The organism is Pseudidiomarina salinarum (assembly GCF_000753715.1).
GTDB classification, from domain to species: domain Bacteria; phylum Pseudomonadota; class Gammaproteobacteria; order Enterobacterales; family Alteromonadaceae; genus Pseudidiomarina; species Pseudidiomarina salinarum.
Map to the genome: position 1 here is coordinate 269,508 of NZ_JPER01000003.1, position 12,775 is coordinate 282,282.

General features: G+C 54.8%; 9 protein-coding genes. 6 read left to right on the forward strand and 3 right to left on the reverse strand.

Features of this window, described 5'->3' with window-relative positions:
* Positions 1 to 73: 73 nt before the first annotated feature.
* Positions 74 to 2,554, reverse strand: coding sequence for a S8 family peptidase (locus IDSA_RS07600; RefSeq protein ID WP_034775651.1), 2,481 nt, complete (start codon positions 2,552 to 2,554; stop codon positions 74 to 76).
* Between the two features lie 166 nt (positions 2,555 to 2,720).
* On the opposite strand from IDSA_RS07600, the gene ccoG reads away from it, so the two are divergent.
* From ccoG to IDSA_RS07615, 3 genes are read left to right on the forward strand one after another with little or no spacing between them, the layout of a single operon-like run.
* Entirely contained in the window at positions 2,721 to 4,136 is a 1,416-nt protein-coding gene (gene ccoG / locus IDSA_RS07605) for a cytochrome c oxidase accessory protein CcoG (protein WP_034775653.1), read from the forward strand.
* Positions 4,129 to 5,148: a serine/threonine protein kinase gene (locus IDSA_RS07610; protein ID WP_034775655.1), complete on the forward strand. Its 1,020-nt coding sequence runs from the start codon at positions 4,129 to 4,131 to the stop codon at positions 5,146 to 5,148. Before ccoG ends, IDSA_RS07610 begins: the two co-directional genes overlap by 8 nt.
* Positions 5,149 to 5,168: 20 nt before the next feature.
* Positions 5,169 to 5,774, forward strand: coding sequence for a thiol:disulfide interchange protein DsbA/DsbL (locus IDSA_RS07615; RefSeq protein WP_034775657.1), 606 nt, complete (start codon positions 5,169 to 5,171; stop codon positions 5,772 to 5,774).
* Here IDSA_RS07615 and IDSA_RS07620 read toward each other — a convergent pair.
* A complete protein-coding gene (locus tag IDSA_RS07620) occupies positions 5,756 to 6,694 on the reverse strand; it encodes an acyltransferase (RefSeq protein WP_034775659.1) in 939 nt (312 codons plus the stop codon). The two genes, IDSA_RS07615 and IDSA_RS07620, sit on opposite strands and share 19 nt — an antisense overlap.
* Before the next feature lie 122 nt (positions 6,695 to 6,816).
* Here IDSA_RS07620 and IDSA_RS11875 point away from each other — a divergent pair, with 122 nt between their 5' ends.
* The 3 genes from IDSA_RS11875 to IDSA_RS07635 are packed head-to-tail and all read left to right on the forward strand — an operon-like array spanning position 6,817 to position 12,081.
* Positions 6,817 to 7,512: a hypothetical protein gene (locus IDSA_RS11875; RefSeq protein ID WP_051986165.1), complete on the forward strand. Its 696-nt coding sequence runs from the start codon at positions 6,817 to 6,819 to the stop codon at positions 7,510 to 7,512.
* Positions 7,509 to 8,981 (forward strand): Y-family DNA polymerase, encoded by a 1,473-nt coding sequence (locus IDSA_RS07630; protein WP_034775661.1) that lies wholly within the window; start codon positions 7,509 to 7,511, stop codon positions 8,979 to 8,981. Before IDSA_RS11875 ends, IDSA_RS07630 begins: the two co-directional genes overlap by 4 nt.
* Positions 8,965 to 12,081 carry an error-prone DNA polymerase gene (locus tag IDSA_RS07635; RefSeq protein ID WP_034775663.1) on the forward strand — a complete coding sequence of 1,039 codons (3,117 nt, stop codon included), beginning with the start codon at positions 8,965 to 8,967 and terminating at the stop codon, positions 12,079 to 12,081. The genes IDSA_RS07630 and IDSA_RS07635 overlap by 17 nt, the downstream gene beginning before the upstream one ends.
* 4 nt (positions 12,082 to 12,085) lie before the next feature.
* Here IDSA_RS07635 and IDSA_RS07640 read toward each other — a convergent pair whose 3' ends face one another.
* Complete coding sequence (locus IDSA_RS07640) at positions 12,086 to 12,634, reverse strand: gamma carbonic anhydrase family protein (protein ID WP_034775665.1); 549 nt, start codon at positions 12,632 to 12,634, stop codon at positions 12,086 to 12,088.
* Positions 12,635 to 12,775 lie beyond the last annotated feature (141 nt).

Below are 12,775 nucleotides of genomic sequence, written 5' to 3' on the forward strand. Positions count from 1 at the left end.
TAAACTACCGCGTGCTGTACAAAATGTCACCCGTTACATCTAAAAAAGGGGCTCTGGTGAGCCCCCCAAGGGGTTACAGGGATTCCAGATAATTGGAATAGAAGCGGCCGGCAATCACGGCATAACGGGCACGGCTGATGATTTCAGTCGGCAGGAATGCAGCCGTTAAGCTTGGCTCCAGGCCAAATGGATCCTGCTCAATAGCAAAGCGCACGTTCAGCAGCGAGTAGTTGATCGCCAGTTGTACATAGCCACGCAGGTGTGCGGGAATGCTGTCCTGGTCCTGCAATACCACCTGCTCACCACGGTAATCGACAATGATGTCCTGATCCGCGCCGAAGGCTTTAGCCTGATCCTGCAGGCCTAATGCAGTAACCATCATATAAGCTAAGTCCAGTTTGCTGACCGATCCCTGCCCGTCAAATTGGCCATTCTCATTGATGAACAAGGGATCCTGCTGATGCAGGTTATCTTTGAGCGCTGAGGCGGGGCTGGAAACGGCTTCGGCAACAGCTTCATAGCCGGGCTTTACCTGGCCGGTGGATGGCGCTGGCTCATTGAGCAGGTCACGATACTGGCGCACTGCCGCACCCATTACCAGATACTGGGCAAGATCCTGACGTTTCAGGTCATGATCAGGGCGGAATTTAACGGTATTAAAGCCATCCATTAAACGCTCCGAAACAGCAAACTCAATCGCATTTTGTTGCGGATGGCCTTCAATATCATCCACACCTTCATAACCGCCGCTGTTCAGGAAGCTGACAGTGCCACTGATAATCTCAGGAACGCCCGGGCCATTGGTCGCGTCAATTGGATCCGGATCAACCCCGGATAGTGACGTCAGGCCGTAGACGTAAACCTGCCAGGTTCCTTCCTGACCGGGTGCCGAAACGCGCATGCCGGTTTCCAGTACCGGTAAGGTCAGGTTGCCGAAATATTCGGTGCCATCCGGTGCAACCAGCACCAGCTTGGTAGTATTGGCATCAGTATTGGCGCTGGCTTTAACCCAGGCCACTTCCGGGCCAACCTGGAAGCTATAGGTGTCGGGCTCGCCGACCGGGCTATACAGAACTTCAAATTGCTCAACCTGATCGCCGGGCTCCAGTAATGCGTTGGCGTTAAAGGTGCTGAGGTTGTTGACGCTGGAAACATAATCCAGGTTGTTACCCAGGGCGGCTGCAACAGCTGCGCGTGCATTTACATAACCACCGCCGACTTCCCATTTTTCGAGGCCGGGCATGTTGGTAGCCGTTTCCTGCAACAGACGCTTAATATCCAGCGGTGATAACTCAGGATTGGCTTCCAGCATCAGGCCGACAATACCGGCGACATGCGGGGTGGCCATTGAGGTACCGGAAATCATGGTATAGAAAGGCACATATTCGGTTTCTATCGCATCCAGATCCGCATCACCACCGTTAGCTGAAAGGTTAGTGCTGGCGCGGGTGGAGATGATATCCACACCGGGTGCCACTATGGTCACTTCGTTGTGGTAGGTCCAGGTGGTGTTGTCCGGCATGGTGAAGGTGCCTGATTCGCCATCAAGGCCGCGCGATGAGAAGCCGGCCAACTTGCCAAATTTATCGCCGGCACCCACGGAAATACCCCACGGGATCTGCGCATATGGGTTATGGCTGTCTTCACCGGGGCCTGAGTTGCCAGCCGCAAATACCGATAAAATACCCAGTTTGTATGCTTTATAGGAGGCGATGCTGACCGGGCTGTCCGGACTGAATTTGCCGCTGCTGCCCCAGGAATTGCTCATCACCCGTAGCGGCGAGTTAAAAGCGTACACATTATTGATGGCGTAATCATAGGCACCAACAGCATCAAGAATCGAAATGCCTGCCCCTGAGCCATAACCGATAATGTCGGCATCGGGTGCAGCGCCCATATATTTGCCGTCGGACATCAGGCCGCTACCGGCAATGGTACCGGCGCAATGGGTGCCGTGCCCGCTGTTCAGGTCAGTATTGATCTGGCCTTCAAGTACAAACCCCTCGGTGGGTGCTACCAGACTAATGGCTTCAGCGTGGGTCAGGCCCTGAACGTTTTCAATCACAGTGTCACCGAACAGAAGATCCTGATGCGATGCATCGACCCCGGTATCGTTGACCATGATGGTCACACCTTTACCTGTGAACTGGGTACTATTGCGCTGGAAAAATGCATTGCTCTGCAACTGTGCAACGCCGGTGATCTGACGCGCGTCGGCATTGAAGTACTCAAGATCGCGATTCAGCCAGATTGAGCGCACGTCACTTTGCTGCGCGATGGCCTGAATTTGTGCGGGAGTGGCGACAACACCGATGATAGGCAGCGAAGAGAACTGCACGCCATCGGTAATGTTCAGATTTAATAGTGACTGGATTTGCGCTTCGGATACTGGCTCAAGTTGATTATAGGTAATGACTGCCATTACGGTGTCCGTCACGGCCAGGGTCGGCATTTTAGCTTGAAGTTGTTCACCGATAATAGCTTCTGCGGCCGCCTGGCCGGGCGCGGCGGCAAGCGTCAGCGCCGCGATCGTGGATAAGGTGAATTTTTTCATAATCGTTTCCTTACTGTCTTTTTAGATGAATCATGCGATGAATCAATTTTGTAACGGCTAAATAGTTGCAGTATTAGGCTGGCTTTTATATGAGGGATCACCCTCATTTTTTATGTGGTAAAATAGCCGCACGAGAACGATTCACAGCGACATCTGCGGTACTGTTATGGAACAGAAGGTGAAGGTAGTTGCGGCTGACCGGGTGAAAATCCAGCGGCCGGATCCCAATCAAAGCAATAATAATTACGCGCCCCGTAGTCGTATTTACGTGCGGGATACCAAAGGCAAGCTGGAGTGGTTCCGGCGTGGCTTCGGTTTCTTATTGCTGGCGCTGTTTGTGATTATTCCCTGGTTGCAGTTCAACGGCGAGCAGGCGGTATTGCTGGATATCGCTGAGCAGCGCTTCCGGATTTTTGGCATGACACTCTGGCCTCAGGATCTAACCATTCTGGCCTGGCTGACGATAGTGGCAGCCTTTGCCCTGTTTTTTGTCACTACCTTATACGGTCGGGTGTGGTGTGGCTTTATGTGCCCGCAGACCACCTGGACCTTTATCTTCATGTGGTTTGAGAAAAAGATCGAAGGCAGCCGGCACCAGCGCATGGCGCTCGACAAACGCCCCTGGGACTTTGATAAACTGTGGCGCAAAACCGCTAAACACGGCTCCTGGATTATCGTTTCCTTGTTTACCGCGCTCATCTTTGTCGGTTACTTCACCGATATACGTGAACTTTTCGTGAATTTTTTCACCTTTGATACGGGCTTCTGGGCCACCTTCTCGGTGCTGTTCTTTGCTTTCTGTACCTATGGCAACGCGGGTTGGATGCGCGAGATCATGTGTACCCATATCTGCCCTTATGCGCGCTTTCAGTCGGCCATGTTTGATAAGGACACGGTCACGGTCTCTTATGATCCGCGCCGGGGCGAACCGCGTGGCGGGCGGCCACGCAAAGCCGATCGTCGTGAGCTGGGATTAGGTGACTGTATCGACTGCAACATGTGCGTGCAGGTGTGTCCGACCGGTATTGATATCCGCAATGGCCTGCAGTACGAGTGTATTAACTGTGGTGCCTGTGTGGATGCCTGTAATGACGTGATGGATAAGATGAACTATCCGCGCGGGTTAATCCGCTTTACCACTGAACGCAATCTGGAAGGTGGCAAAACCCGCAAGTTCCGGTTTAAGAGCATTGGCTATTTTGTGGCGATGCTACTGATGGCCGGTTTGCTGGTGTGGGAGATTGCCACTCGGGTGCCGCTGCAGGTCGATATTCTGCGCGATCGCAATCAGCTTTATTCTATCAATATGGAAGGCTGGGTGGAGAATAGCTATACCCTGAAGATCCTCAATAAATCCCAGTTGCCGAAGACTTTTGTGGTTGACACCGAAGGCTTTACTAATACGCAGCTGAAAGGCGATACCCGGGTGACCGTTGATGGTGGTGAAGTGGCCAATGTTCCGGTGACTCTGGCAGTAAATCCTGAGCAGGTTACTGAGCGGGTGCAGGATGTTACCTTTGTGGTAAAAAGCATCGAAGGTGATATCGTACAGCGCCATGTCACGAGTTTTATTTATGAATGATGATGAGCAGCAAACCGATAGTCAGGATTTTAGCTTTACCGGACTGACGCCGGATCTTATCGCTAACGCCCTGGCGTCAGTAGGAGTGGATCCGGCCTCGGGTTTGCTGGCGTTAAATAGTTATGAAAATCGGGTGTATCAGTTTGTCGCTGACGACGGTCGGCGCTATGTGGCCAAGTTCTACCGGCCAGCACGCTGGAGTGATGAGCAGATCCTGGAAGAGCATCGGTTTACCGCTGAGCTGGTTGCGGAAGAAGTGCCGGTAGTGACTCCTCTGGTGCTGGAACAACAAACGCTGCACCGCTATGGCGGTTACCGGTTTACGGTATTTCCCAGTATTGGCGGGCGTGCCGTCGAGCCGGGTGACCTGGATCAGTTAGAGCGTATCGGCCGGCAAATCGGGCGGCTGCATGCCGTTGCCCGTACCGGAAGCTTTGTTCACCGGCCAACAGTTAACTATGATGAGTTTGTCACTGAATCGCTGAACACCTTGCGCGAGTCACCGCTGCTGCCGGATAATCTGCAGACCGCTTTCTGGGCCATTGCTGAACCCCTGGCTGAGCAGTTACGACAGGTTGATTTCAGCCCTTTTGATGTGCAACGCTTGCATGGCGACTGTCATCTTGCCAATATGCTGCTGCATGATGATCTGCTGACTTTTGTCGACTTTGATGACGCCCGCAGTGGCCCGGCGATTCAGGATTTATGGATGATGCTGGCGGGTGATGATCGGCAGGAACGAACCCTGCAGTTGGATGCCCTGGTCAGTGGTTACGAAGAATTTTGTGAATTTGATAGCCGGCAGACAGTATTAATTGAACCCTTACGCAGTTTTCGCATCATACACTACATGGCGTGGCTGGCACGGCGCTGGAATGATGTGGCGTTTCAACGGGCGTTCCCCTGGTTTGCCGAGCAGCGGTACTGGGAACAACAAGTGCTGACCCTGAAAGAACAATTTGCAGTGTTGCAGGAAGAGCCTATCGATCTGCAACCTAACTTTAATCGTTGATAGAAACTAGGAAGTAACCCATGAAAAAGTTGTTTTTTGCTGTTTTGGCGTTAGTCATGTGGCCTGCTGCGGCACAGCAGTTCGAAGAAGGCGTACACTATGAAGTGATCGCTGAAACCGCCACCGATAAGCCGGAAGTCCGTGAATATTTTTCATTCTTATGCAGTGCTTGTTACCGGTTTGAACCGGTCGCCAAGGCGCTGGCTACAGAGTATCCGGAAAATTTTGTCAAAAACCATGTGTCTTTTATCAACTACAAAGGCATGGGCATCAGCCTGTCGCGGGCGTACCTGGTGGCGCGCCAGTTAAACAAAGATGCAGAAATCAGCGACGCGATCTTTAAGCGCAACTTTATTGATAACAATATGATTGGCAGTAAAGAAGATCTGCAGGATATCTTTGCGGCGCATGGTATCCCACCGGAAGAACTGGATAAGGCAATGAACAGCTTTTCGGTACGCGGCATGGCGAACAAAATGGATCGCAACGCCAGTAACCTGAGCGTGAATGCAACGCCGACCTTTATCGTTAATGGCAAATACAAAATGGATCCGGCGGGTTTCCGTGACAGCCAGGATTTCATCGGCGACTTCGTTAAACTTGCCGGTTACTTACTGGAAAAATAACCCACAGTGACGGTGGGCGGCTGCCCGGCTTGTTCGAGTAAGCCGCCCATGATTTTGTCCTTACGATGCCAGCGGCTGTTCAGCCAGTTCTGAAAATGGGTTTTAAATAACGCATCTTCAAAATAACTACCAATCAGATCCTCTGTGACCGGTAGTGTTTCCACATTGACATAAACATCCCGTAATTGTCCGCTAAGCAACGCCCACACGGTAGACTTACTGCTGTGCGGGTAAGCGATAGTAATATCCAGGATGGCGTCGAACTGGTGCCCCATGGTTTGCAGGGTAAAAGCAGTGCCGCCGGCCTTCGGCGGGAGCAGGTGCTGAAACGCGCTGTTCTTGCGCTGGTGTTTTTCCACGGTGAAGCGGGTGCCTTCACAGAAGTTGATAACGGTCGTTGGTATATGCCGGAATTTTTCACATTTCTTCTGGGTCGTGGCAATGTCTTTGCCCTGTAGGTTCGGATTACGGGCGATTTGTGCCCGCGAATAGCGCTTCATAAAAGGCATATCCAGAGTCCAGCAGCCCAGTCCGATAACCGGTACCCAGAACAACTCCTGTTTCAGAAAAAATCGCGGCATCGGCATATTGCGACTGGCCAGATGCATGAGGACCGGAATATCAACCCAGCTCTGATGATTACAGAGGATCATGTACCAGCGATCGCGGTGCAGTTCACTGTCCCCTTCGATATGCCAGCGTACCGGCTGGGTGAGGCCGAATAGCATCGACATGGCATAACCCCAGAGCCGGAACACACTGTTCGCCAGGGTCGACAGCATTCGTTGCACGGCGGGAACAGGCAGCAGCAGTTTAGGTAGTCCGATTAAAATAATAAGGCAGCCGATAATGGCGGTGATGATAGCGGCGAAGCTGAAGTTGATCACCACCTTAAGAGGCAGCAGCACCGTGGTTAACATAAGGAAGCCCCTGTAGTCCGACCTGGATTTCTTATGATACGCAAAAGTAAACGACTTGCCAGCAGCAGAAAAAACCACTAAATTATACTGTATGTTTATACAGTAGTTGGTGAGGTGGTTTTATGGCTCAGCCATTGCAAAAGTTGCAGAACTTGCAAGAGTTAGTCAGCAAAGGGTGGGTCTGGCAAGGACAACAGGCTCCACTCCACAAACAGGCGAGTGACTTTATTGATAGCGGCTGGCCTGAACTCAATGAGGCGCTGGGCGGTGGCTGGCTGCGCGGCAGTGTGAATGAATTGCAGATCGAGCGGCCTTTCAGTGGCGAGCTGGCGCTGCTGTTGCCGGTACTGCGACAGCAACGCCAGCCTGTGGTCTGGTTGAACCCCCCGGCCGAACTTTATGCACCAGGCTTGCAGCACCAGCAGCTCACTGGTACGCAGCTGCTTATCCGTGAAAGCGACACCCTGCGCGCGGTCTGGGCCCTGGAACAGTGTCTGCAGGCCGGCGGCCAGGTGGGTCTGATCATTGCCTGGCTACCTGATTTGTCGGCACCTTTAGTGCGGCGGCTGCAGCAATGTGCCGAGCGGCATCAGCAACTGGTTTTTATTATGGCCGGAGCTATGGCCGGAACTATGGCCAGAGCCCAGCCCCAGATTGAGGCCAGAGCTTATGTGAACCGGTTGCAGGTATGGCGCGACGGTGACTTTCAGATCCGCATTCTGAAGCGGCGCTATGGCTGGCCACTGCCGCCATTTCCCTGTGCGATAGATCAGTATTTGCCCACCCGGCGGCGTAGCCAGGCAAAAGTGCTCGCATGACCAGTAAGATCACGCCGCCAGCCACCAATGGCTGGCTGTACCTGCATGCTTCGCAGTTGCTGATCGATTACCAGTCGGCACTGCAAAGTGCTGAGCAGCAGCAACAGCCTCAGGCGCTGGCGCAGAACGCCGGGCCGGGTAAGCGCTATCTGGTGCAGGCCAACCAGGCCGCACTGGATGCCGGGGTTAGTGTGGGTATGGCTGAAGTCACCGCCACCACCCTGGTACCCGCACTGCAGTTGCGTGACTATCAGAGCTGGCGCGAGCAGCAGATCCTGCAACAATTAGCTCAGGTGATTTATCAGGATGTGGCGCAGATTGCCTTATACCCACCTCAGGGATTGCTTTTTGAAGTGCGTAGTTTATTGCGGCTTTATGGCGGCTACGAAGGGTTGCAACAGCGTTTGCAGCAACGACTGCAGGACTGGCCGGTGCGGCTGGCGCTGGCCAGCGGTTATAGTCCGCTGAGTGCGCGGTTGCTGGCCGAGGCCGGTCAAGCTGGTCTGTGCAGCGATCCACAACGGGTATCCGCGGCGTTACAGCAGTTGCCAATCACTGCCAGTAAACTGCCAGCAGCACAAATCAAGCGGCTACAGGAGGTAGGTCTGGATTCTGTCGGCGCCCTGCTGAGCCGGCCTGCCGCTGAACTGGGCGCCCGTTTCGGCAAGGCGGTGACTTTATATCTGGCCGAGTTGCGTGGCGATTACTTGCCGCCGCAGCACTATTTCCGGCCTCCGGCGCGTTTTTACCAGCGACTGGACTTACTCAGTGAAGTGAGCAACTGGCCGCAGCTCTTATTCCCGTTGAAACGCTTGTTGCAGCAGTTGGAAGTGTTTTTGCAAATTCGCCAGCTGAGCCTGCGCGGCTTGACGCTACAGGCCTATCACCGGGATCGCCCGCCAACCAAGGTGCGGGTTAACTTTGCCCATGCGGTGTGGCAGCAACAGGATCTGCTGAACTTATGCCAGTTGCAGTTAGAGAACTATAAGCTTACGCATCCCGCGCTTGAACTAAGTGTGCAGGCCGGTGCGCTGGAACCGCGAACCGCTACTGCTGGCACGTTAATTCACGGTGACCCGGATAGCGATGATCACGCCACCACCGCCGCGCGGCCACTGGGTGAGCTGGTCAGCCGCTTACAGGCGCGGCTGGGTGCTGCTGCGGTGCAGGTTCCTATGCCGGTAACCGACTGGCGGCCGGAACGCGCCCATCAGTGTCAGCCCTGGCGCGAGCAGCAAGCGTCGGCCGGTACAGCTTCCCTGCCCCGGCCGTTATGGCTGCTGCCTGAGCCGCAGGCTACCGAATCGAAACACTGGCAGTTGCAATGGGGTCCGGAGCGGATTAGCAGCGGCTGGTGGGATGATCAGGCGGTGCAGCGCGACTATTTCATTGCCCTTGATGAGCACCAGCGGCAGGGTTGGATTTATCAGTCAGAGTATGGATGGTTTTTACATGGCTGGTTCACCTGATTTGGCGGCTATGCCCGCCCCTGTTGCCCTGCACTGTCTGAGTAATTACAGCTTTCTGCGGGGCGGCTCTCACCCGCACGAACTGATCGCACAGGCGCAGCAACTGGGCTATCAGGCGCTGGCGATCACCGATGAGTGCTCCATGGCCGGCGTGGTGAAAGCCTATCTGGCAGCCCGGGATAGCAGCCTGAAGTTGTTAATTGGCAGTGAGTTCAAGGTGCCTGAACTGGGCACGGTGATTTTGCTGGCCACCAACCGCAGCGGCTATGGCCAGTTATGTCGGTTAATTACCACGGCTCGCGGGCGCAGCAAGAAAGGCCACTATGAGGTGACCGCAGCCGACTTTATGGCGCAGCTGGATAACTGTCTGCTGTACTGGCGTCCGCAGGATGACAAGGCCGTTGCGGACTATGGCCAGGCGTTGTCAGCAGCTTTCCCGCAGCGCTGCTGGTTAGCCTACAGTCGTCACTATCTGGCGGATGATGCCGCTAAATACCGGGCCTATCAGCGCTATCAGCAGCAAACTGGACTGCCGGTGCTGGCTGCCTGTGAAGTCTATTATCACAGCGCCGGTCGCCAGCCGCTGCATGACCTGCTGACGGCAATCCGCCAACAGCAACCGCTAACCGAAGTGGTATCGACCTTACTGCCGAATCAGGAATACCGGCTGCGCAGTCCGGCTGAATTACAGCAATGCTACCCCGCCGACTGGCTGACCGCCGCGGCGGACATTGCCGATCGCTGTGACTTTTGTCTGAGCGAACTTTGTTATGAGTACCCCGCTGAACTGGTCCCTCCTGGCAGAACTGCCACGGATTATTTGTGTGAACTGACCTACCAGGGCGCGGCGCAGCGTTTTCCCAATGGTTTGACTGCCGCAGTGCGGGAGAAGCTCGAAAAAGAACTGAAACTGATAGCGCAGCTGCGTTACGAGTATTTCTTTCTGACTATTCAGGATCTGGTGCAGTTTGCGCAACAGCGCGGCATCTTATACCAGGGCCGTGGCTCGGCGGCGAACTCAGTGGTGTGCTATTGCCTGCAGATTACCGCGGTGAATCCGGACCAAATCGATGTGCTGTTTGAGCGTTTCATTTCGGTAGAGCGGGATGAGCCACCGGATATCGATGTGGACTTTGAACACGAGCGCCGGGAAGAGATTATTCAGTATATTTACCGGAAATATAGTCGTGACCGGGCAGCGCTGGCGGCAACGGTAATTTGCTACCGGCTGCGTAGTGCGCTGCGAGATGCCGGTAAGGCACTGGGTTTCAGCGAGCAGGAACTGAGTCATTACCTGCGGCATATTGATCGCCGTGACAGCGAAACCAGCTGGCAGGCGCAGTTGCAGCAACAGGTGCCGGGGCTGACCGGCACCCCACGCGGCCGCTGGCTGCTGGAGCTGACCGACCAGTTACGGGGCTTCCCCCGCCATTTGTCCCAGCATGTGGGTGGTTTTGTGATTGCGGCCGGGTCGCTGGCTGAACTGGTGCCGGTGGAAAATGCCAGTATGCCGGAGCGCACGGTGATCCAGTGGGACAAAGATGACCTTGAGACTTTACGGCTGATCAAGGTGGATGTGCTGGCGCTGGGGATGCTCACGGCATTGCGGAAAATGTTCGCGCTGGTACGACAGCATCATCAGCTGGACTGGGATCTCGCCACCATACCCACCGAAGATCCTAAGGTCTATCAGATGCTGCAGCGCGCCGATTCGGTTGGGGTGTTTCAGATTGAATCCCGGGCGCAGATGAATATGCTGCCGCGACTGAAACCTGCCACCTTTTATGACCTGGTAGTGCAAATTGCTATTGTGCGCCCCGGGCCTATTCAGGGCGACATGGTTCATCCTTATCTGCGCCGCCGTGCCGGTGAGGAGCCGGTCGATTTTCCCAGTCCGGAAGTGCGCCAGGTACTTGAACGCACCCTCGGGGTCCCGATTTTTCAGGAACAGGTAATCAAACTGGCCATGGTGGCGGCCGGTTTCAGCGGTGGTGAGGCGGATCAACTACGGCGCGCTATGGCCAACTGGCACAGCAGTGGTGAACTGGCGCAGTTTGAAGCGCGGCTGATCGACGGCATGCAAAAACGGGGGTATGACGCCGAGTTTGCCCGGCGTATCTACCAGCAAATTTGTGGTTTCGGTGAGTATGGTTTTCCGGAGTCACACTCTGCCAGCTTTGCAAACCTGGCTTATGCCTCAGCCTGGATGAAGTGTCACTATCCGGCGGCTTTCTATTGTGGCCTGCTGAACAGTCTGCCGATGGGGTTCTATTCGGCAGATCAACTGGTGCAGGATGCGCGGCGGCATCATGTGGTGGTACTGCCGCCCGACATCCAGCACAGTGACTGGCATCATCAGTTAGTGCCAATGCAAGGGCAGCTTGCTATTCAGTTGGGGCTGCGGCTGATCCGGGGGCTGCCGGAAAAGGTTATGGCACCGATCCTACAACAGCGCCCGGCCGGCGGTTTCTCATCCCAGCAGCAATTACGCGAGTTCGGGCTTCCGGCTACGGAGCTGCAACGGCTGGCGGCGGCGGATGTGTTATCGAATCTGAGTGGTCATCGCTATCAGAGCCAGTGGCAGAGTCTGGCCCTGCAAGAGGAGCAGTTGCCCTTGTTTGCTCAGGAGCAAGCGCAACAGCAGGACGAAGCAACGGAGCTGGCACCGCCCCGTGAGTTTGTTGATATTGCCGCCGACTATCGCACCACAGGTTTGTCCCTGCGGCGGCACCCGCTGGCGTTGCTACGGGAACAAGGCGGGCTCAGCGGTTGCAAGACGGCGACGGAGTTGCGCGGGTGCCGGCATCAACAGGTGGTTCAGGTAGCGGGCCTGGTTACCTGCCGGCAACGACCGGGAACCGCCAGTGGCGTGACTTTTATTACCCTTGAGGATGAAACTGGGCTGGTGAACGTGGTGATCTGGCAGACCACTGCGCGGCAGTTCCGCAAGCCGTATCTGACCGCGCGCCTGCTAAAGGTACGTGGAATCGTCGAAATTCACGGTGAGGTGATGCATGTGATCGCCGGTAAGTTATTTGACGAAAGTGAACAGTTGGCGCGTCTGGGGATGCGCACCAACCGTTCCCGGGATTTTCATTAAGCGGTTATACCGGCGAGACGTTCAGCCCGTAGTCATCTTTCAGTTCGACATAATTCGCGGCTGATTCGGGCAGAAAGTCCAGTTCCTGCTGGCTCAGTCGCCGCAGCTCCTTGACCGGACTGCCAACATACAGATAGCCGCTGCGCAGCACTTTGCCTGGCGGAATTAAGCTGCCGGCGCCGATAATCACATCGTCTTCAACCACCACGCCGTCCATAATCACTGCGCCCATGCCGATGAGTACCCGGCTGCCAATCTTACAGCCGTGCAACATGACCTGATGGCCAACAGTGACTTCATCCCCAATATGTACCGGATGCCCTTCGGGGTTACGGTCACTGACCCGGCTGACATGAATCGTGCAGTTATCCTGGATATTGGTGCGCTTGCCGATGCGGATATGGTTCACATCGCCGCGGGCGGCAACCAAAGGCCAGACGCTGCTGTGTTCGCCAATTTCAACATCACCAACAATAACCGCGCTGGGATCAATATAAACATGTTCTCCGAATCGGGGCTCGATGCCACGATAACTACGAATATCCCCACTCATGACTGAATCCTCTTAATTTTGTTGTCTTTTTGATCTGTTACCCATCAACCTAAAAGCCTAGCAGAAAGCCGTAATGCTGGCGAATTATACGCTCTGTGCAGATTTCCTACAGCCTTTGTTCAGAAACGCAGCAGTCGGCAA

What these genes read in the sequence shown, in the direction of transcription:
- IDSA_RS07600 (WP_034775651.1), bottom strand. Translation starts at nt 2,554, where the DNA reads ATGAAAAAATTCACCTTATCCACGATCGCGGCGCTGACGCTTGCCGCC.
- ccoG (WP_034775653.1), top strand. Translation starts at nt 2,721, where the DNA reads ATGGAACAGAAGGTGAAGGTAGTTGCGGCTGACCGGGTGAAAATCCAG.
- IDSA_RS07610 (WP_034775655.1), top strand. Translation starts at nt 4,129, where the DNA reads ATGAATGATGATGAGCAGCAAACCGATAGTCAGGATTTTAGCTTTACC.
- IDSA_RS07615 (WP_034775657.1), top strand. Translation starts at nt 5,169, where the DNA reads ATGAAAAAGTTGTTTTTTGCTGTTTTGGCGTTAGTCATGTGGCCTGCT.
- IDSA_RS07620 (WP_034775659.1), bottom strand. Translation starts at nt 6,694, where the DNA reads ATGTTAACCACGGTGCTGCTGCCTCTTAAGGTGGTGATCAACTTCAGC.
- IDSA_RS11875 (WP_051986165.1), top strand. Translation starts at nt 6,817, where the DNA reads ATGGCTCAGCCATTGCAAAAGTTGCAGAACTTGCAAGAGTTAGTCAGC.
- IDSA_RS07630 (WP_034775661.1), top strand. Translation starts at nt 7,509, where the DNA reads ATGACCAGTAAGATCACGCCGCCAGCCACCAATGGCTGGCTGTACCTG.
- IDSA_RS07635 (WP_034775663.1), top strand. Translation starts at nt 8,965, where the DNA reads ATGGCTGGTTCACCTGATTTGGCGGCTATGCCCGCCCCTGTTGCCCTG.
- IDSA_RS07640 (WP_034775665.1), bottom strand. Translation starts at nt 12,634, where the DNA reads ATGAGTGGGGATATTCGTAGTTATCGTGGCATCGAGCCCCGATTCGGA.